This is a genomic window from Cypionkella sinensis (genome assembly GCF_042646385.1).
Lineage (GTDB): Bacteria > Pseudomonadota > Alphaproteobacteria > Rhodobacterales > Rhodobacteraceae > Cypionkella > Cypionkella sinensis.
In genome coordinates this window covers 1,094,538-1,114,298 of the sequence record NZ_JBHRTO010000001.1, presented here as the reverse complement: position 1 = coordinate 1,114,298, position 19,761 = coordinate 1,094,538, and the positions used below count along the sequence as shown (strand labels likewise).

Genomic DNA, 19,761 nt, shown 5'->3' with positions numbered 1-19,761 from the left:
GACCCTGTAAGGAGCGTTGAGCATGGCTGTGTTGAACTCGGGTCTCGGCGGCACATCCGGCTACGGCGAGCAATCGTTCAAAACCACCGGCGGCTATACCGGATCACTGGATGACGGCTCGCGGCAGGTCGATGTCAGCGGCGTGTTCGGCTCCGGCGGGATGGACGTTTACGGCAGCCGCTTCACCTCGATCTATGTCAACACCAACGGCCTGATCACCTTCAACTCGGCGCAGCCCAGCTATACCCCGGCCGCGCTGACCACTCTGGGCCAGCCCAGCCTTGCCCCGTTCTGGACCGATATCGACATCAGCAAAGGTGGCGATATCTACTGGGACATCGACGCCACAACCGGCAAGATCACCATCACCTGGCTGAACGTCGCGCCCTATTCCGGCACCGGCACCAACAGTTTTCAGGTGGTGATCACCAACCTGGGTGGCGGAGATTTCGGCGTTGAATATCTTTACAACTCGGTCGGCTTCACCAACGGCTATGCCGGGCAGGCCACAGTCGGCATTTCCAACGGCACCACCTCGCAGACGTTGCTGGAAGGCTCGGGCGACGCGGCGTTCCTGTCGACCTATGCGGGCAATGATTTCGACACCAACGACCCGGCGGGCGTCTATTCGATGCAGTTCGAAGGCGGCACCGTGTTTCAGGGTGACGGCGTGGTGGACGGCACCGCTGGCAACGATCTGATCGACACATCCTATGTCGGCGACCCCGACGGCGACCGCATTGATGCCAATGATGGCACGGGCTACGCAGGCACCACCGGGCAGGCCGATTATGTGCTGGCGGGGGCGGGGAACGACACCGTCAACTCCGGCCTTGGCAATGACATCGTTTACGGTGGCAGCGGCAATGATGTGGTCAATGCAGGCACCGGCAACGACACTGTCTACGGCGATGATGGCAACGACAGTCTGGATGGCTCCAGCGGCAATGACGTGATCTATGGCGGCGATGGCGATGACACGCTGTCGGGCGGCACCGCCACCACAGGCACAACCTACACCCCCAGCTACACCGAAGTCACCGCAGCGCTGCAATCGGTGACGGGCACCAATGGGCGGCCGAACTTTACCGTCAACACGGTCTCCAGCGACAACCAGCTTTCCACCGGCACCTCTGGCACGCTGACCGGGTTCTACCTCGGCAACGGCGATGCTGTGGAAACCCACACCCACACCGCAAGCTCGCAACTGGCGGGCGGCCAGATCCTGTTCAACGCCATCAACAGCAACGAGACGCTGACCATCGTCATCGACGGCGTCACCATCAACCTGAACACGGCGATTTCCTCGGGCGCGGTGACGTTCAACGGCAACGGTGTCTATGCGATCAACGCCTCGGGGCAGGTGATCCGCATCGGCTCGGGTGCCAGCTCCACCACCAACGGCACGCTGACCATCAACGTGCCCTTCACCAGCCTGTCGCTGACCTCGGGCGGCACCACCACCGGCACGGCGGCGGGTCTCTACTACGAGTTCTACGCCAATACCAACCCTCTGAACGTCGCGGCAGAAGCGGCGGGCGACGACTATCTGTCGGGCGGTTTGGGCAATGACAGCCTGCTGGGCTATGATGGCAACGACACGCTGTTTGGCGATGAGGGCAATGACACACTCGACGGCGGCAATGGCAACGACAGCCTGAACGGCGGCATTGGCGATGACAGCGTGCTGGGGTCGGCTGGTAACGATACGCTGATCGGCGGCGATGGCCGTGACAGCCTTTACGGCGGTGCCGATGCCGACAGCCTGACCGGCGATGCGGGCAACGATCTGCTTTACGGCGGCGACGGCAATGACACGCTGGATGGCGGCGCGGATAACGACACGCTTTATGGCGATGCAGGCAACGACAGTCTGCTGGGTGCCGCAGGCAACGACAGCCTGTTCGGCGGTGCTGGCAATGACACGCTGTACGGCGGTGATGGCAATGACAGCCTCGATGGCGGCGCGGATGCCGACAGCCTGATCGGCGATGCGGGCAACGATACCCTGAACGGCGGTGCCGGGGCGGATTCGCTGTTCGGCGGCGCAGGGATGGACTACGCCGATTACACGGGCTCGGGCGCGGGCGTGAATGTCGATCTGGCGGCGGGCACGGGCCTCGGCGGTGATGCCCAAGGCGATGTGCTGAACAGTCTTGATGGCATCTTCGGCTCGGCCTTTGATGATACCTTGCTGGGCTATGACGGCGAAAGCACGGTTCCGGGCGATAGCTGGACCAACGTGCTCTACGGTGCTGCGGGCAATGACAGCATCGACGGGCGCAGCGGCTCAGACAGCCTCTATGGTGGCACCGGCAATGACACCGTGATCGGTGGCGCGGGCAATGATCTGGTTGATGGCGGCGACGACAACGACAGCCTGACCGGAGACGCAGGCAACGACACGCTGACGGGTGGCCTCGGCGATGACCGGCTGTATGGCGGCGCCGACAATGACTTTCTGTCAGGCGACGCGGGCAACGATCTGCTTTACGGCGGCACCGGCAATGACAATCTGTCGGGCGGCGCGGACAATGACACGCTCTATGGCGATGACGGCGCAGACACGCTGGACGGCGGCGCGGGCGCTGATCTGCTGTTCGGCGGCGCTGGCAGCGATAGCCTGCTGGGCGGCACTGAAAGCGATACGCTGAACGGTGATGATGGCGATGACACTTTGCTGGGTGGCGCAGGCAACGACAGTCTGCTCGGCGGCTTGGGCAATGACAGCCTGCTGGGCGAGGCTGGCAACGACACCCTGCTCGGTGGCGACGGCAACGACACGCTTGACGGCGGCACCGAGGCCGACAGCCTTTCCGGCGAGGCGGGCAATGACAGCCTGATCGGTGGCGACGGCAACGACAGCCTTTATGGCGGCGCAGACAATGACACGCTGTCAGGCGATGCAGGCAACGATCTGTTGTATGGCGGCACCGGCAATGACAGCCTGTTGGGCGGCGCCGACAACGACACGCTCTATGGTGACGATGGCGTAGACGCGCTGGACGGCGGCGCGGGCGCTGATCTGCTCTACGGTGGCAATGGCAATGACAGGCTGCTTGGCGGCGACGGCAACGACACGCTCTACGGCGATGCAGGCGACGACAGCCTGTCAGGCGGCACCGGGCTTGATCAACTGTTCGGCGGCGACGGCAATGATACGCTGCTGGGCGAAGACGGCAATGACACGCTGTCGGGTGATCTGGGCAACGACAGCCTGTTCGGCGGTCTTGGCAATGATCAGCTTTCTGGCGGCGACGGCAACGACACCCTGTTCGGCGATGCGGGCGATGACACGCTGGATGGCGGGCAGGGCGCTGACAGCCTTGATGGCGGCGACGGCAATGACTCGATCGTTGGCGGCCCCGGTGTGTGGAATGACACGCTGGTGGGTGGCCTTGGCGACGACACGATCTGGGGCGGCGACGGCACCGACCTTGCCTATGGCGGCGATGGCAACGACTCGATCTCGACCGGTCTGGGCAATGACACCATCTATGGCGGCGCGGGCAATGACACGCTGTCGGGCGCGGATGGCAATGATCTGCTCTATGGCGGCACCGGCGACGACTCCTTGCGCGGCGGTATCGGTGACGATCTGCTGGATGGCGCAGATGGCAACGACATCCTCGATGGCGGCTCGGGCAATGACACCATTCTCGGCGGTGCAGGCAACGATACCATTCTCGCAGGGTCAGGCGACGACTCGCTGGTCGGCGGCGATGGCAACGACTCGCTCAACGCCTCGCTCGGCAATGATACCGTAGACGCAGGTGCAGGCGACGACAGCATCGACGCGGCCTCGGGCAATGATCTGGTCTATGGCGGCGACGGTCAGGACAGCATCTATGGCGGTGCCGACAATGACACGCTTTACGGCGACGCAGGCAACGATCTGCTCTCGGGCGGCGACGGCAATGACCTGCTGTTTGGCGGCCTTGGCAATGATGTGATCGCTGGCGATGCGGGCGATGACACCCTGCACGGCGGCGCAGGGACAGACACGCTTTCGGGCGGCACCGGCAATGATCTGTTCGTGGCCGAGGCCAATTCGGATGTCTTTGGCGATGTGATCGACGGTGGCGAGAACACCGGCGACTACGACGTTCTGGATCTGACGACCTGGGGCTGGGCACGCACCAACATCATCTATGATCCTCTGAACCACGAAAACGGCACGGTCGAGTTTCTGGATGCCAATGGCCTCGTGATCGGCACGATGACCTTCTCGAATATCGAGAAAGTCATTCCCTGCTTTACCCCCGGCGTGATGATCACCACCCAGCGCGGCCCGGTGGCGGTCGAAGCCCTGCGCGTCGGCGATCTGATCGTCACCCGCGATCACGGGCTGCAACCGATCCGCTGGATCGGCAACCGCACGCTGGGCTTGGGCGATCTGATCGCACAACCTCGCCTGCAACCCGTCCGCATTGGCCAAGGCGCGCTGGGCGGCGGTCTGCCGCTGCGCGACACGCTGGTTTCGCCGCAGCACCGCATGCTGATCGAAGGCGCTTTGCCGGAAATGCTGTTCGGCGAGGCCGAGGTGCTGGTCGCCGCGACCCATCTGACCACGCTGGACGATGTGGCGCAAATTCTGCTGCCGCAAGTGACCTACATCCACCTGCTGTTCGACCACCACGAAATCATCTGCGCCAATGGCGCGTGGAGCGAAAGCTTCCAACCCGCCGAGCGGATGCTGAACGCGCTTGAAGATGGCCCGCGCGCCGAAATCGCGGCGCTGTTCCCGGAACTGGCGATTGACTCCTCAGCCTATCCGGCAGCCCGGATGACGCTGAAAGCCCATGAAGCCAAAGTGCTGCTATCCGTCTAAGTATTGGTTTGGAATAGGAAAATCGCGCCCGACCTCAGCCTTTAGCCCGCCATGCCGCCCAAGCCTCGGGCGTGTCCAAGTCAGTCAGCGCGCGGTGATCGGGCAGGGCGATCAGCCTGACCCGGTGCACTTCCTGCTGCAAAACCCCGCGCCCGCCGCTATCGCCCTGCAACTGCTGCAACGCGCCAAGCAGATCGGCGGGGAAAATCACCGGATGCCCCGGCCTGCCATCCGCAGTTGCGCCGCGCCAGATCACCGCTGGCGCTTGATCGAAAGCCGCGATCAGTTCGAGCAAATCCTCTGCCTCAAGGTCCGGCATATCCGCAGGCAAGATCATCAGCCCCCCCGCCGCCACCCGCGCCCCGGCGCGGATCGACGCTGCCATACCTTCGCCCGCATCGCCCAACTGCAACACCGTCACATCCAGCCCCGCCAAAACCTGCACCCGCGCCACATCTTCGGCGCGCAGTGTCACCACCACCTGCGCGCAGACCGCCCGCGCCATGCGCGCCTGCCTGCGCAGCATCGGCGCGCCGCACACATCCTCCAGCAGTTTGTCGCCGCCGCGCATGCGACTGCTGGCTCCGGCAGCGGGGATCAGGATGGTCAGGGTCATGTTTGAAAGGTGGCTTAAAGCCAAACCCCGGTCAAGCGACCGGGGTTTGGCCTTGGGCATCTTGAACCCATGCAAGCAGCAAACTCAGTAACCGACCACAAGATGTTGTGTATATTCCCCGCGAAATGCCCCCAAGACACAAGTCAATCCCAGCGGGGAACAAATTCTGCCGAGAATCCCGGCGCGCGTCCGAGAGGCCACGCGCCGCGGATCGCTGTCTTACCCGCGCATCCGCGCGCCATCGGCGTCAAACAGCGGGGCCAGATGCACGGTGGCGCGGCGGCGCTCACCCAGGATCTCGATCTCGCATTCCAGCCCGTCGCGGACCTTGTCTGCCGGCAAGAAGCCCTGCGCCACCGACTTGCCGGTAAAGTGGCTGAAGCCGCCGCTGGTGCAGAAGCCTACCACAGCACCGTCCAGCCAGATCGGCTCCCACGCCACCACATCGGCGTCGTTGGCATCAACGATGAACGACACCAGCTTGCGCTTTGGCCCTGCGGCTTTCTCGGCGGTGGCCGCGGCCTTGCCGATCCAGTCCGCATCCTTGTTCCAGCGGATGAAACGATCCAGCCCGGTTTCGCAAGGGGTGTAATCGGGGCTGAACTCGCGGCCCCACGAGCCGAACCATTTGTCCAACCGCAAGCTCATCATCGCCCGCATCCCGAACGGCCGCAGGCCCAGATCAGCCCCCGCCGCATTCAACGTATCCCACAGGTGCCGCACCGACATATGGTCGCAGAAAATCTCATAGCCCAGATCGGCGGTGTAGCTGACGCGCTGCACGATGCACTTGGCCATGCCCACGGTGATCTGCTTCACGTCCATGAACTTGAACGCCTCACCCGACACATCGCTGCGCGTGACACGGGCAAGCAATTCCCGCGCCTTCGGCCCGGCAATCTGGAAGCCCGTGCGCGCATCCGAGACGTTTTCCACCGTCACGCCATCCATCGCGTTCTGCTCGAACCAGCGGTAATGCCAGCCCTGCGCGCCATAGCTGGCGGTCAGTTGGAACTCGGTTTCCGACAGGCAAGACACCGTGAAATCGCCAATGATCTTGCCGGAATGTGCCAGCATCGGCGTCAGGCTCAGACGGCCCACTTTCGGGATCGAACCTGCCATGATCCGGTCCAGCCAAGCCCGGGCGTTCTTGCCCTTGACGATATACTTGCCAAAGTTCTGCAACTCGTTGATGCCAACGCCCTCGCGCACCGCCATCACCTCTTGCCGCGTGGCTTCCCAGGCGTTCGAGCGTTTGAAGGTCGGGGTTTCATAAACCGGCTCACCTGGCAGGGCGTAATAATTCACCACTTCCAAGCCATATTGCTGGCCCCAAACCGCGCGCAGAGCGTTGTTGGTGTCATACATCGGCGTGGTGCGGAACGGCCGCGCTGCCGGACGTTCCTCGTTCGGATACCCGACCGAGAAGCGCATCTGATAGTTTTCGATCACCTTCGGCACGGTATAGCCCGGCGTGGTCCAGGTGCCAAAACGCGACACATCAAAGCCGCGCGGGTCACGCTCGACCTCGCCCTCGATCATCCATTGCGCCAGCGCCAGACCCATACCGCCGCCTTGGCTAAAGCCCGCCATCACCGCGCAAGCCGACCAGTAGTTTTTCAACCCCTGCACCGGCCCGATCAGCGGGTTGCCATCGGGGGCAAAGGTGAACGGCCCGTGGATCACGCGCTTGACGCCCGTGCGCTCCAGCACCGGGAAGCGGCGATAGGCGAAGTTCACCGAATCTTCGATCTTGTCGAACTGCTCGTTCAAAAGCTCATGGCCAAAGCCCCAGGGCGTGCCATCCAGCGACCACGGCTCGCAGGGTTTTTCGTAGAAACCGATGCACAGACCGCGGCCTTCCTGCCGCAGATACGACTCACCACCCGGATCCATCACATGCGGGAATTCACGGCCCGATTTCAGGATGTCCATGATTTCAGGAATATCGTCGGTGACAAGATACTGGTGCGCCATCGGCAGCAGCGGCAGATAAACCCCCGCCATCGCCCCAATTTCCCGCGCCCACAGACCACCTGCGTTCACCAGATGCTCGCAGTAAACCGTGCCCTTCTCGGTGACAACTTCCCAGCCCTCAGCCGTCGGGTTGGTCTCCAGCACGCGGTTGTGCAGCACGATTTCTGCCCCGCCCATCCGCGCCGCCTTGGCATAGGCGTGGGTGGTGCCCGAAGGGTCAAGGTGACCATCCAGCGGATCATAAAGTGCGCCGATGATGCCGTTCAGGTTCACCATGCCGTCGGTGAACTTCTCAATCTCAGCCGGCCCAAGGATTTCGGTATCCAGCCCCATATAGCGGTGCTTGGCGCGCTCGGCCTTCAACTGATCAAAGCGTTCCTGATTGTCGGCCAGCGTGATGCCGCCCACGTGGTGCAGCCCGCAAGACATGCCGGTGATCGCCTCCAACTCCTTGTAAAGCCGGATCGTATAGCCCTGCAGCGCCGCCATGTTGGTGTCGCCGTTCAGCGTGTGAAACCCGCCCGCCGCGTGCCAGGTCGAGCCAGAGGTCAGTTCCGACCGCTCGATCAGCATCACATCCGACCAGCCGAGTTTGGTCAGGTGGTACAGCACCGAACAGCCAACAACGCCGCCGCCAATCACTACAACGCGGGTATGAGTTTTCATCTGGGAATCCCTTTGCAAGCGCAGAGCCGCAGCCCTTTTGCGCCAAAATAGGCCCTCCCGCGCAAATCACCGCCCCGTCCGCGACAAAATGCGTCGCAAATGTCACCTCGGCACGGTGATGGACCGGGGCCGCGGTTCGTTGTAGCAAGAGGCCAAGCAACGGAGGCGCAGATGCTGGGTAAACTTTGGCCGATCCTGATCGGTGTGGCGGTGGTCTTGGCGGCATTGGTGGCGATGCGCCCGCTGCTTCCGATTGACGAGACCCGCTATCTGTCGGTCGCGTGGGAGATGTGGCTGTCGGGCGATCCGGTGCATCTGACCAAGAATGGCGAGATGTACACCCACAAAACGCCCTTGCTGTTCGTGCTGATCAACCTTGTCTGGCTGGTGACAGGCGTGTCCGAGTTTGCCGCTCGCCTTGTTGGCCCCGCCTGCGCGGTGGCGATGGTGGCGGGCACTGCGCTGCTGGCGCGTCGTCTCTGGCCTGCTGAAAATCTGAGTATTCGCGCCGCGCTGATCCTGTCCGGCTTCCCGGTGTTTCTGATCTACGGCTCTGCCACTATGTTTGACGCACTTTTGGCGCTTGGTGTGCTGGGCGGCATCGCCAGCCTGTGGCGGATCGGGCAGGGCAGGGGCGGTTGGGCTTGGTTCGGCCTTGCGCTGGCCTTTGGGGTCTATGCCAAAGGCCCGGTCATCCTTGTTCACCTGATCCCCGCGCTGCTGACCATGCCCTACTGGGCCCCGAACCCGCCGAAAGCCGCGCAGATCGGTAAAGGTTTCGCTGGTGCTCTGCTGATCGCGCTGGCGCTGATCGCCCTGTGGCTGGTGCCGACGCTGATCACCGCCACGCCCGAGTTCCGCACCGAACTGCTGTGGACGCAGTCCGCCGCCCGCGTTGCGGGGGGCATGGCGCATGACCGCCCGTTCTGGTTCCTTGCAGCCCTGCTGCCGCTATTGCTGTTCCCGTGGGGCTGGTCAATCCGCCTGTGGCGCGGCTTCAGCGGCGCGTGGTGCGATCCCGCCATCAAACTCTGCACGATCTGGGCCACCTCTACCCTGATCCTGTTCTCGCTGATTTCCGGCAAGCAAGCGCACTACCTTTTGCCCGCTTACCCCGCGCTGGCGCTGCTGTTCGCCTATGCCTCCACCCGCGCCAAAGCGGGCAGCATGGCGTGGGTCGCCCTGTTGATGGTCGCCGCCGGGGCAGGGGCAGTTGGCACCGGGCTGATCCCCGCCAAAGCCGACCTTGCACAACTCGCCCCCTCCTGGCCGCTGACCGTCTTTGCCGTGCTTTGCATGATCCTTGCCCTGCTGATCTGGCGCTTGCCGCGCATCTCCGGCCATCTGCTGGCGGGCGCTGGCGTCGCACTTGGGCTGCACGGCGTCATCGCCACCACCGGGCTTTACGCCGCCTATGACGGCCAAGCGCTTGCCAACACCCTTGCCACGCACGAAGCGGGCGGCCTTGCCGTGATCAATCAGGAATACCATGCCGAGGTCAACTTCCTCGCCCGTCTGACCACGCCTGTCGCGCTGACACCAGACCTTGCCAGCCTGACGACTTGGGCACAGGCGCATCCGAACGGGATGATCTTTGGCCGCGTAAAAGAAAACCCGCTGACGGCAGCGCCGCAGCAGGTTTTCCATTTCTTTTCCCAAGATTGGGGTCTTTGGCCTGCCAGTCAGGCCAAGTAGCGCCTACTTCTCGGGGATAAGCCCCTTCGGACTGAACCGCAGCACCAGCAGCAGCACCACGCCCAGCGACACCAGTCGCAGGTGCGGTGCCACGTCAATCAGATGGGTTTTCAGCGCGCTGGCAGGCAGCGGCATGGTCAGATAGCCCATCAGCGTTGGCCCGGCATCTTCGACGATCAGCCACAGCCAGCCCAAAAGCAAGCCACCCAGCACCGCGCCCCAGTTGTTGCCCGAACCCCCGACGATCACCATCACCCAGATCAGAAAGGTGAACTGCAACGGCGTGTAGTTGCCCGGCACCAAAGCGCCAAGGCTTGACACCAGCATCGCCCCCGCCATCCCCACCACGGCCGAGCCGATGATGAAAATCTGCAAATGCCGCGCGGTGACATTCTTGCCCATCGCACTTGCCGCCACTTCGTTGTCGCGGATCGCGCGCATCATCCGGCCCCATGGGCTGTTCAGCATCCGCTCGGAAATCCAGATCAGCGCCAGCAAAACGATGCCAAAGATCAGGATATACAAAAGCTTGACCAGCAGGGTCGAGCTGGTGATCGGGTCCCAGCCATAGCCTTGCACAAAGCCCAGGAAATCGGCGTTCTTTTGCAGATCAACCTCATAGGGCACCGGCCACGGGCGCGGCAGGCCGATCAGGTTTTTCACGCCGCGCGCCAGCCAATCCTCGTTCTTGACCACCGAGATGATGATCTCGGCAATCCCCAGCGTGGCAATCGCCAGATAGTCCGAGCGCAGGCCCAAAGCCACCTTGCCAATCGCCCAAGCCGCAATGCCCGCAAACAGCGCACCCACCGGCCAAGCCAGCAGTGAGGGCAGGCCAAAGCCGCCGATATTGCCGTAGATCGCCGGATTGAACGCCTCAATCGCCGTCACCGCCGGGTCATAGATCGCGCGGTAAGCAAAGAAACCGCCGATCAGGATCGCCGCCACCGTCCAGTTGCGCGCCCGCCCGGTCATCCGCTTATAGGCCATCACCGCCGCCGCAATCGCCGCGATGCCGAAGGCAAAGCTCAAAAGCAGCCGCGGCCCGCCCGCCGCCCAAGCCTCGGGCACCGGCTGGGCCGAGACCACCACCACCGCCAGACCGCCCAACACGACCGAGCCGACGATGCCGGTCGAAAACAACCCGGCATAGCCCCATTGCATATTCACACCCAAGGCCATGATGGCCGAAAGGATGCCATACATCAAAATCCGCAGGCTCAGATCCCAGCTATAGCCAACGCCTGTCAGCACGAACAACAGACCAACCCCGGCGAAAAGCATCACGTTACGGTTCATGTCACTTCCCCTTAAAGATGCCGGTCGGCATGAACAGCAGCACGATGATCAGGATCGAGAAACTGACCGCGAATTTGTAATCGGTGGACAAAAGTTGCAGCAGTTGCGTCGGCGCGAGGTCAACATCAACCAGATACAGCACCACCTTTTTCCAGGCATAGGTCACGAACACCTCGGAAAACGCGATGATGAAGCCGCCCGCAATCGCGCCCAGCGGGTTGCCAAGCCCGCCCACCACCGCCGCGGCCGCAATCGGCAACAGCAGTTGGAAATACAGGAACGGACGGAAGCTTTTGTCCAGCCCGTAAAGCGTGCCCGCAATCACCGCCAGCGCCGTGGCGATGATCCACGTCACCACCACCACACGCTCGGGGTTGATCCCCGACAGCAGCGCCAGATCTTCATTGTCAGAAAACGCCCGCATCGACTTGCCGGTGCGGGTTTTCTGCAAGAACCAGAACAGCGCCGCCACACAGACCGCCGCCATCACAATGGTGATCGCGGTGGTGGATTTGATGGCCAGACCCTCTTGCAGCCCCGTCGCGTCCTTGAACTGCTGCGCCGTCATCACAAAGCGCCCGCCATCGGCAAAGCTTTGCTCTTCCGCCCCGATAATGATCCGGGTCAGACCGTTCATGATGAACATCACACCCGTCGAGACGATCACCAGAATGATCGAAGCCGCCTTTTTCTGCCGGTAGAACCGATACACCACACGGTCAGTGGCCAGTGTGAAGGCGCAGGTGATGGCGATGCCAAAGGGCAGGGCCAGCAGCGCTGTAGGCAATGGCCCGGCCGTGATGCCCATGCTTTGCAGCCACCAGGTGATCAGGATCACCCACATCGTGCCAAAAGCCATGGTATCGCCATGGGCAAAGTTGGAAAACCGCAGGATGCCGAAAATCAGCGTCAACCCCAGCGCCCCAAGCGCCAACTGGCTGCCATAGGAAAACCCCGGCACCACAACAAAGTTCAGAAAGGCCACAAGGGCGTTCAGAATATCCATGACCTCAGCCCCCCAGGAACGAACGACGGACTTCGGGATCGGCAAGCAAAGCGGCCCCCGTGTCGGTAAAGCGGTTGGAGCCCTGCACCAGCACATAGCCTTTATCGGCAATATCCAGCGCCTGACGGGCGTTTTGTTCCACCATCAGAATGGAGATCCCGGTGCGGGCAACCTCGATGATGCGGTCGAACAATTCGTCCATCACGATGGGCGACACGCCAGCGGTCGGCTCGTCCAGCATCAGCACCTTCGGCTGCGTCATCAACGCACGGCCCACGGCCACCTGCTGACGCTGCCCGCCAGAAAGCTCTCCGGCAGCCTGATAGCGCTTTTGCTTCAGGATCGGGAACAGGTCATAGACCTGCGCCATCGTGTCCTTGATGTCATCGGTGCGGATGAACGCGCCCATCTCAAGGTTTTCTTCCACCGTCATGCTGGTGAAGATGTTGCTGGTCTGCGGCACAAAGCCCATGCCCTTGCGCACACGCGCTTGCGGCGAAAGCTTGGTGATATCCTCACCCGCCAGTTTGACCGCGCCACCGCGCAAGTTCAGCATGCCGAACACCGCCTTCATCGCAGTGGATTTGCCCGCGCCATTCGGGCCAACGATCACCGCGATCTGGCCCTTTTCGACGGCAATCGTGCAGTTGTGCAGAATATCCACCGCGCCATAACCGCCGGTCATATTCTCACCAATCAGGAAGGGTTCAGCCATCAATTTGCCTCATAGCGGGTTGCGGCCAGAAAAGCGTTGTGGACCGCTTTCCAATCAGTCCAAGGATCTGACGCGGGCGCTGAGGTTACAATTTGAACAAGAGCGTCATCAGTATTGAACCATGTCTGAACGTAGACCATTGGCTTTTTGTTTACTTCGTCCGAATAGACCCGCGTTTCTGCTACGCGTCCATCAACAGAATCTGCGTAAGACGTTAGAAGAGGTCCGTGAGTTAAGTGCAAACTTTTAGGGCCAGTCGCAAGCTTTGCCGCGATCTGCTCTAAAGTTAGCCCACCGGTTTCGGGCAACTTTGTGGTGGAAACGACTGTAGCCGTGTCTCCAAGACTCATGGTGTAATAAATGGCCTCGTCGTCACGCTTAGAGGGCCACGATTTCCAGCCAGACGTGTCCTCTCCCGACGTTTCGCCACAAAAAGAAAGTACCGCGGAAATCTTTTTGCAATCTTCCAAGGCCGCCTGTTCTGCACTCGAAATGACGGGGGTTGAGGCCAAGGCCGCAGCGAGCGGGATGCTCCAGTGCTTCATACTGCCGCCTCCTTCACCTTGTTCTTCAGCCCGGTGCCCAGATAGGCCTCGATGACCTTTTCGTTGTTCTTCACTTCGTCCACTGTCCCCTGCGCCAGCACCTTGCCCTCGGCCATACAGATCACCGGGTTGCAGATGCGGGCGATGAAATCCATGTCATGTTCGATGACGCAGAACGTATAGCCGCGCTCTTTGTTCAGCCGCACGATGGCATCGCCGATGGTGTTCAGAAGCGTGCGGTTCACACCCGCGCCAACCTCATCGAGGAAAACCATCTTGGCGTCGACCATCATCGTCCGGCCCAATTCCAGCAGCTTTTTCTGCCCGCCCGAGATATTAGCGGCACGCTGATCGGCCAGATGGGTGATCGTCAGAAACTCCAGCACCTCATCGGCCTTCTCGCGGATGCGGCGTTCTTCGGCGGCCACAGCGCCGCGGCGGAAACAGGCGTTCCACAGGCTTTCGCCCGATTGGTGCGCAGGCACCATCATCAGGTTTTCCCGCACCGTCATGCTGCCAAACTCATGCGCGATCTGAAACGTCCGCAGCAGACCCTTGCCGAACAACTCATGCGGCGGCAGGCCGGTAATATCCTCGCCCGCCATCTTCACCCGTCCGCTGGTCGGTTGAAGCCGCCCGGCGATCACGTTGAACAACGTGGTCTTGCCCGCGCCATTCGGCCCGATCAACCCGGTGATCGACCCGGCCTTGATTTCCAGCGAGGCCCCGTCCACGGCGCGAAACCCGCCGAAATGCCTGTGCAGGTCTTCGACAACGATCATATTTCCCCCTGTCCGCCGCCTCTTGTCATGGCTTGCCATGCGGGCGTGTTGAATTGCAGGCTTCCCATGCGGGCGTGCTCATTTACAGCAACGGCCCGAGGCAAAACCTCGGGCCGTGCTAAGGTTAATTCACCACAAGATCAACGGAACTTGATGGTTTCGTATTTGCCGTCCTTGATCTCGAACTCTTTGTAACGGCCAGCGCTTTCGCCATTGCCGATCAGTTCGACGCCCGAGGCACCTTCATAGTCGATGTCCTTGCCAGCGGCGAGCAGCTCCAGCGCCTTGCCGATTTCTCCGGGCAGGATTTTCTCACCCGGAGCGTTGGCGATTTCCATCATCTTGTCTTTGTAGACTTTGGAATCGGTGGAGTTTGCCGCCTGCATCGCCAGGATGATCATCGCCGCTGCGTCATAGGATTCCGGCGCATAGGGCGAGGTTGCATCGAACGGTGCCGAATTGGTTTTGCCCATTTCGATCAGGATCGCTGCACCGGGGCTGTCCGATTGCGCGACCTGGCCATAGGAGCCGTCCAGCGCCGGGCCGATGGCTTTCGGCAGGTTGTCACCCACCATACCGCCCGGCAGACCGAACTTGGTGAAGGCACCGGCGTCGAGCGAGGCTTGGATGATGCCTTTGCCGCCTTGGTCCAGATAGCCAGCAACCACCAGCAGATCGCCACCAGCCGCCGCCAGCGAAGCAACTTCGGCCGAGTAATCAGCCTTGCCGTCTTCGTGCGGGATGTTGATGGTCACGGTGCCGCCCTTGGCGGTGAAGGAAGCCGAAATCGCTTCGGCCAGACCCTTGCCGTAGTCGGTGTTCGAATAGGTCAGCGCGATCGACTTCACGCCATGCTCGGTCAGGATGTCTGCCATGACTTCGCCTTCACGCGCATCCGAAGGTGCGGTGCGGAAGAACAGGCCGTCATCTTCTGCGGTCGACAGCGCGGGCGAGGTGGCCGAGGGCGACACCATCACGATGCCGTTCGGACGCGCCACGTTTTGCAGCACAGCGCCGGTCACACCCGAGCAGTCGCCGCCCATGATGCCTTTGACGCCGTCTGCGGTGACGATGCGCTCTGCCGCTGCAGTGCCAGCTGCCGAGTCGCCGCAGGTGTCATCGGCGCGTACCGAGACAAAGTTCCAGCCGTTCAGCGCTTTGCCCGAAGCATTGGCTTCCGACATCGCCAGTTCCGCTGCATTGGCCATATGGCCGGTCAGCGATTCGATTGGCCCGGTAAAGCCGATCAGCACGCCGATCTTCACATCTTCCGCCGAAGCAGCACCAGCCATAAGGGCGGTTGCCGCCGTGGCCAAAAGCAGTTTTTTCATTGTTATCTCCCATGTTGGATCGCAATCCTGCCGTCGAGCCTAGAGTGAGGTTTCCGAAAAGAAAAGCGTCTAAAACGACAACAATTTCTTCGGATACATCAGCTCTACCTGCGGCAGGTTGCGATTAGGCTAAAGCGGAAAGCATTTTATTTCCAGCTTAAAGTAGTTTGCAGACGGGCTGCCTTCGCTTTCGGTTCTCAAACCCCGCTGCACGGGACGCATCACGCGCCTTGAGCCTATGGTCTGGACAGCGCAGCGGGGCGGGTGCAACAGTGGCATAGGGCAGGCAGACAAGGGCAATCCGTGAATTTTCTGAACGTCGCGCGCGGCCTGTGCCGCTTGCCTCAGTTTTTTAGACGCGGTCAGCGGGTCGGTTTGGCCGGTCCAAGGCAAGCGCTGCCAACCGCCTTGGGTATCATCCGCTGGAAAGTGCACAAACCCGTGCCCGAAATTCTGGCCCAATACTTCTGTTTGCCCTATGCCGCATGACACCTGAATTTCATCACCAACAAAAACACCTGAACGGAGAGACGCGTTGCCCCGCCTGATGACCAAACCACTTTTGCCCTTGTTCGCAAGCACTTGCCTACTGCTTGCCGTGACCACCACCGCCCGGGCCGAAGGGCTTTACGCGGCCATCGCCATCTCGCCGTCAACGGGCATCGCGGGAACCGCCACCAATTTTGAAACCGAAACTCTGGCCGAAACCGAAGCCTATCAGCAATGTGGGTCTGAAGATTGCGACACCGCGTTGGTTTTCCAGCAATGCGGCGCGATTGCCGTGGGGCAGGGCCATGGCTGGGGCGCGGCTTCTGATCTGTCATCAGCCACCGCGATTGACAACGCACTGGATATTTGCAGCGAAAACGACAGCGGCTGTGAGATCACCGCCGCCTTCTGCAACGAAGGCTATTAAATCGACAACCGCACGCCAATGCCGGGGCTGGGCATCCCTTGGGTGCCCCGCTCGCGGTAGGGCGTGGTGTTATAGTGGCTGCGGTAGCATTTCGAGAAATGCGACGGGCTGGCAAAGCCGCAGGCCAGTGCCACGTTGATCACGCTCATATCGGTCTGCATCAGCAGGTTGCGCGCCTTTTGCAGCCGCAACTCCATGTAATACCGCTTGGGCGAACGGTTCAGATAGCGGCGGAACAACCGCTCCAACTGCCGGGTCGACATGCCGACATCCTCGGCCAGATCGGCAGGGCTCAGCGGGTCTTCGATGGCGTTTTCCATCATTTGAATGACCTGGCTCAGCTTCGGATGCCGCACCCCGATCCGCGTCGGGATCGACAGCCGTTGCGTGTCCTGATCGGTGCGGATGGTGGAATAGATCATCAGGTCGGCGACATTATTCGCCAGATCCTCGCCATGGTCTGACGCAATGATGCGCAGCATCAGGTCAATCGACGAAATCCCCCCGGCGGTAGACCAGCGGTTGCCATCCATCACGAACACCGATTTGGTCAGCTTGACCTCCTCGAACTCCTCGGCAAAACCGTCCTGGTTCTCCCAATGGATCGTCGCTTTCTTGCCATCCAGCAGACCGGCCTTTGCCAAAGCATAGGCCCCGGTGCAAAGCCCACCAATCGCCACCCCCCGCCGCGCCTCGCGCCGCAGCCAGCCGATCACCGGCTTGGATGTGGTCTTTTGAATCTCGATGCCGCCGCAAACCAGAATGGTGTCTTCGCGGTCAACTTCATCCAGCCCGAAATCCAACTTGAACGTCGCGCCATTTGAACAGGTCTTTTCCACCCCGCCTTCACCACACAAAGCCCAAGTGTAAACCGGAAAGCCCATCACATGATTGGCCAGTCGCAACGGCTCGATAGCGCCTGCGAAGTTGATCATGGTGAACTTGTCCAGCAGCAGAAACACGAAGCGCCGCGGCGCGTCCTCTTTTTCTACCTGGGTGGCTTTGCGCGAAGGGGCGGGCATGATGCGACCTGATTGTGTCGGTTTCGACGCAAGGAAACAGGAAAAACGCACCTCTGCAAGGGCGATCACGCCATAATCGGCGGCTTTCGCTCTTTGCTTTCCGCCATAATTTTCTTATACCGCCCCGGTATCGCTAACGGAGGGGGAACTCCCATGACCAAAGGATGGACGAAATCGGATTGGCGCGCAAAACCGCGTGTGCAGATGCCTGATTATCCGGACACCGCAGCCCTCAACGCGGTTGAGGCGCAACTGGCCAAATATCCCCCGCTGGTCTTTGCAGGCGAAGCCCGCAAGCTGAAGAAACAACTGGCCTTGGCGGGTGAGGGTAAAGCGTTCTTGCTGCAGGGCGGTGACTGCGCCGAAAGTTTCGCCGAATTCTCGGCCGACAACATCCGCGACACCTTCCGCGTCATGCTGCAAATGGCGGTGGTGCTGACCTATGGCGCGAAAGTGCCGGTGATCAAGGTCGGCCGCATGGCAGGCCAATTCGCCAAGCCGCGCTCGGCCAATACCGAGATGATCGGCGGCGTCGAATACCCATCCTACCGCGGTGACATCATCAACGGCTTTGACGCCACGGTCGAGGCGCGTCGCCCCGATCCGTCGCGGATGCTGCAAGCCTATACCCAAGCCGCCGCCAGCCTGAACCTGCTGCGCGCCTTCTCGACCGGCGGTTTTGCCGACATCCACCGCGTCCACTCCTGGACGCTTGGCTTTGCCGAGCATGACAAGGCCGAGCGCTACCGCGAGTTGTCGAACCGCATCTCTGATGCGCTCGATTTCATGAACGCGGCGGGCATCACCTCGGACAGCGCCCCGTCGCTGGCCACGGTTGATTTCTACACCAGCCACGAATCGCTGCTGCTGGAATATGAAGAAGCCCTCTGCCGCGTCGATAGCATCACTGGCCAGAACGTCGCAGGCTCCGGCCATATGATCTGGATCGGCGACCGCACCCGTCAGCCCGACGGCGCGCATGTTGAATTTGCGCGTGGCGTGCTGAACCCGATCGGTCTGAAATGCGGCCCGACCACCACCGCCGATGATCTGAAAGTGCTGATGGCCAAGCTGAACCCGCAAAACGAAGCAGGCCGCCTGACCCTGATCGCGCGCTTTGGCGCGGGCAAAGTGGGTGAAAACCTGCCGCGTCTGATCAAGGCCGTGCAGGAAGAAGGCGCGAACGTGGTCTGGTCTTGCGACCCGATGCACGGCAACACCATCAAAGCGGCCTCGGGCTATAAAACCCGGCCGTTTGAATCGGTGCTGCGCGAGGTCCGCGAATTCTTCCAGATCCACAAAGCCGAAGGCACCATCCCCGGTGGCGTGCATTTCGAAATGACCGGCCAAGACGTGACCGAATGCACCGGCGGCCTGCGCGCTGTGTCGGATGAAAACCTTGCCGACCGCTACCATACCGCTTGCGACCCGCGCCTGAACGCCTCGCAATCGCTGGAATTGGCGTTCCTTGTGTCGGAAGAACTTTCGTCGCAGCGTGAAGCAGCCCGCCGCGTCGCGCTGTAAGACAGCGATCCCTTTCAACAGAAAGGCGGGGGAAATCCCCGCCTTTTTTCATATCCCGCCTCGTGAAACAGCCACGGGGGTGAGGCGCCCCCAGGGGGCGGATACGCCCCCTTGCCCTCAGTCGCGCGAATGCACCAGCCGCAGATCGGGCCGCCCGGAACTGCGCGGCGGTGCCAGCGGCGCATCCGGCATCACCTGCGCCCCGGTTTCGGCCAAGACTTCCCGCACCAACCCCGAAATCGCAAACCGCCGAGGCTGCCTCCCCAGCGCCCCCTCGGTCACAAGACACCCCAGCGCCAGCCTTGGCTCGGTTGCCACTGGGGCCAGCGGCAGCAACAGCATCCGCCCCGACAAGGCCGGGCGGCCCAGCGAACGCTCGGCCTCCAACCAGATGTCCAGACTGGCCGAGGCCGCGAACACCTGATCCAGCGCATCCCCAATCCGCGCCCGTGCCACCGGCTCGAACAGTGACGACAGCGGCATCCCTCGCACATCCATGCCCAACAGATCGTTCAGCACCATCCCCGCCAGCCGAAACCGCGCCAATCCCGGCGCGATCTGTTCGATCAGAAATACCTTGTCCAGACAATCGGCCATCCCGCGCGGATCAACCTGCCCACGCCGCGGCAAGCCGCCCTGCGTCCGCAACGCCTCCCAATAGCCGCGCACCTGCTGCAAAGGTGCGAGCAACTCTGCCACAGCACTTGCGCGATCTGCGCCCTTGCCATGTGGGCCTTTACCAAAGAAAGTTAACATCGTAGGCCTCCAGAACCAGGCGAGAAACGACAATCCTGACGTGCGCGGTTGCAACTCAAGATTGCTTACTGAGATATTAA

General features: G+C 61.6%; 14 protein-coding genes. 4 read left to right on the top strand and 10 right to left on the bottom strand.

Annotation, left to right across the window (positions count from 1 at the left end; all coding sequences use genetic code 11):
* The first annotated feature begins 22 nt into the window (after positions 1–22).
* On the top strand, positions 23–4,831 hold the full coding sequence (locus tag ACFOGH_RS05500; protein WP_380072058.1) for a Hint domain-containing protein: 4,809 nt from the start codon (positions 23–25) through the stop codon (positions 4,829–4,831).
* 34 nt (positions 4,832–4,865) lie between these two features.
* Here the strand turns inward: ACFOGH_RS05500 and ACFOGH_RS05495 are convergent, their stop codons facing one another.
* Both ACFOGH_RS05495 and ACFOGH_RS05490 read right to left on the bottom strand, forming a co-directional pair.
* A complete protein-coding gene (locus tag ACFOGH_RS05495) occupies positions 4,866–5,447 on the bottom strand; it encodes a nucleotidyltransferase family protein (protein WP_380072057.1) in 582 nt (193 codons plus the stop codon).
* Positions 5,448–5,666: 219 nt separating this feature from the next.
* Complete coding sequence (locus ACFOGH_RS05490; RefSeq protein WP_380072056.1) at positions 5,667–8,090, bottom strand: GcvT family protein; 2,424 nt, start codon at positions 8,088–8,090, stop codon at positions 5,667–5,669.
* Positions 8,091–8,261: 171 nt separating this feature from the next.
* Between ACFOGH_RS05490 and ACFOGH_RS05485 the strand changes: the two genes are divergently transcribed.
* A complete protein-coding gene (locus ACFOGH_RS05485; RefSeq protein WP_380072055.1) occupies positions 8,262–9,785 on the top strand; it encodes an ArnT family glycosyltransferase in 1,524 nt (507 codons plus the stop codon).
* Between the two features lie 3 nt (positions 9,786–9,788).
* Here ACFOGH_RS05485 and ACFOGH_RS05480 read toward each other — a convergent pair whose 3' ends face one another.
* The 6 genes from ACFOGH_RS05480 to ACFOGH_RS05455 all read right to left on the bottom strand — a co-directional run bounded on the left by ACFOGH_RS05480 (position 9,789) and on the right by ACFOGH_RS05455 (position 15,463).
* Positions 9,789–11,084 (bottom strand): branched-chain amino acid ABC transporter permease, encoded by a 1,296-nt coding sequence (locus ACFOGH_RS05480; protein WP_380072054.1) that lies wholly within the window; start codon positions 11,082–11,084, stop codon positions 9,789–9,791.
* Between the two features lies 1 nt (position 11,085).
* Positions 11,086–12,090: a branched-chain amino acid ABC transporter permease gene (locus ACFOGH_RS05475; RefSeq protein WP_380072053.1), complete on the bottom strand. Its 1,005-nt coding sequence runs from the start codon at positions 12,088–12,090 to the stop codon at positions 11,086–11,088.
* A 4-nt stretch (positions 12,091–12,094) separates the two neighbouring features.
* Complete coding sequence (locus ACFOGH_RS05470) at positions 12,095–12,805, bottom strand: ABC transporter ATP-binding protein (protein WP_380072052.1); 711 nt, start codon at positions 12,803–12,805, stop codon at positions 12,095–12,097.
* Positions 12,805–13,350, bottom strand: a complete 546-nt coding sequence (locus ACFOGH_RS05465; RefSeq protein ID WP_380072051.1) for a hypothetical protein — start codon at positions 13,348–13,350, stop codon at positions 12,805–12,807. Before ACFOGH_RS05465 ends, ACFOGH_RS05470 begins: the two co-directional genes overlap by 1 nt.
* On the bottom strand, positions 13,347–14,132 hold the full coding sequence (locus ACFOGH_RS05460; RefSeq protein ID WP_380072050.1) for an ABC transporter ATP-binding protein: 786 nt from the start codon (positions 14,130–14,132) through the stop codon (positions 13,347–13,349). Before ACFOGH_RS05460 ends, ACFOGH_RS05465 begins: the two co-directional genes overlap by 4 nt.
* Positions 14,133–14,272: 140 nt before the next feature.
* Complete coding sequence (locus tag ACFOGH_RS05455; protein WP_380072049.1) at positions 14,273–15,463, bottom strand: ABC transporter substrate-binding protein; 1,191 nt, start codon at positions 15,461–15,463, stop codon at positions 14,273–14,275.
* A 598-nt stretch (positions 15,464–16,061) separates the two neighbouring features.
* Between ACFOGH_RS05455 and ACFOGH_RS05450 the strand changes: the two genes are divergently transcribed.
* Positions 16,062–16,379 carry a DUF4189 domain-containing protein gene (locus ACFOGH_RS05450; RefSeq protein ID WP_380072047.1) on the top strand — a complete coding sequence of 106 codons (318 nt, stop codon included), beginning with the start codon at positions 16,062–16,064 and terminating at the stop codon, positions 16,377–16,379.
* Here the strand turns inward: ACFOGH_RS05450 and ACFOGH_RS05445 are convergent.
* On the bottom strand, positions 16,376–17,401 hold the full coding sequence (locus ACFOGH_RS05445; protein ID WP_380072046.1) for a GlxA family transcriptional regulator: 1,026 nt from the start codon (positions 17,399–17,401) through the stop codon (positions 16,376–16,378). The two genes, ACFOGH_RS05450 and ACFOGH_RS05445, sit on opposite strands and share 4 nt — an antisense overlap.
* A 153-nt stretch (positions 17,402–17,554) precedes the next feature.
* Here ACFOGH_RS05445 and ACFOGH_RS05440 point away from each other — a divergent pair, with 153 nt between their 5' ends.
* On the top strand, positions 17,555–18,925 hold the full coding sequence (locus ACFOGH_RS05440) for a class II 3-deoxy-7-phosphoheptulonate synthase (protein WP_380072045.1): 1,371 nt from the start codon (positions 17,555–17,557) through the stop codon (positions 18,923–18,925).
* Positions 18,926–19,042: 117 nt separating this feature from the next.
* On the opposite strand, the gene ACFOGH_RS05435 is transcribed toward ACFOGH_RS05440, so the two are convergent.
* Entirely contained in the window at positions 19,043–19,681 is a 639-nt protein-coding gene (locus tag ACFOGH_RS05435; protein WP_380072044.1) for a PAS domain-containing protein, read from the bottom strand.
* Positions 19,682–19,761: the final 80 nt, after the last annotated feature.

Bases quoted from the DNA above. Each gene is read 5' to 3' on its own strand.
- ACFOGH_RS05485 (WP_380072055.1), top strand. From the start codon at position 8,262: ATGCTGGGTAAACTTTGGCCGATCCTGATCGGTGTGGCGGTGGTCTTG.
- ACFOGH_RS05435 (WP_380072044.1), bottom strand. From the start codon at position 19,681: ATGTTAACTTTCTTTGGTAAAGGCCCACATGGCAAGGGCGCAGATCGC.
- ACFOGH_RS05465 (WP_380072051.1), bottom strand. From the start codon at position 13,350: ATGAAGCACTGGAGCATCCCGCTCGCTGCGGCCTTGGCCTCAACCCCC.
- ACFOGH_RS05500 (WP_380072058.1), top strand. From the start codon at position 23: ATGGCTGTGTTGAACTCGGGTCTCGGCGGCACATCCGGCTACGGCGAG.
- ACFOGH_RS05480 (WP_380072054.1), bottom strand. From the start codon at position 11,084: ATGAACCGTAACGTGATGCTTTTCGCCGGGGTTGGTCTGTTGTTCGTG.
- ACFOGH_RS05445 (WP_380072046.1), bottom strand. From the start codon at position 17,401: ATGCCCGCCCCTTCGCGCAAAGCCACCCAGGTAGAAAAAGAGGACGCG.
- ACFOGH_RS05455 (WP_380072049.1), bottom strand. From the start codon at position 15,463: ATGAAAAAACTGCTTTTGGCCACGGCGGCAACCGCCCTTATGGCTGGT.
- ACFOGH_RS05495 (WP_380072057.1), bottom strand. From the start codon at position 5,447: ATGACCCTGACCATCCTGATCCCCGCTGCCGGAGCCAGCAGTCGCATG.
- ACFOGH_RS05475 (WP_380072053.1), bottom strand. From the start codon at position 12,090: ATGGATATTCTGAACGCCCTTGTGGCCTTTCTGAACTTTGTTGTGGTG.
- ACFOGH_RS05440 (WP_380072045.1), top strand. From the start codon at position 17,555: ATGACCAAAGGATGGACGAAATCGGATTGGCGCGCAAAACCGCGTGTG.
- ACFOGH_RS05470 (WP_380072052.1), bottom strand. From the start codon at position 12,805: ATGGCTGAACCCTTCCTGATTGGTGAGAATATGACCGGCGGTTATGGC.
- ACFOGH_RS05460 (WP_380072050.1), bottom strand. From the start codon at position 14,132: ATGATCGTTGTCGAAGACCTGCACAGGCATTTCGGCGGGTTTCGCGCC.
- ACFOGH_RS05490 (WP_380072056.1), bottom strand. From the start codon at position 8,090: ATGAAAACTCATACCCGCGTTGTAGTGATTGGCGGCGGCGTTGTTGGC.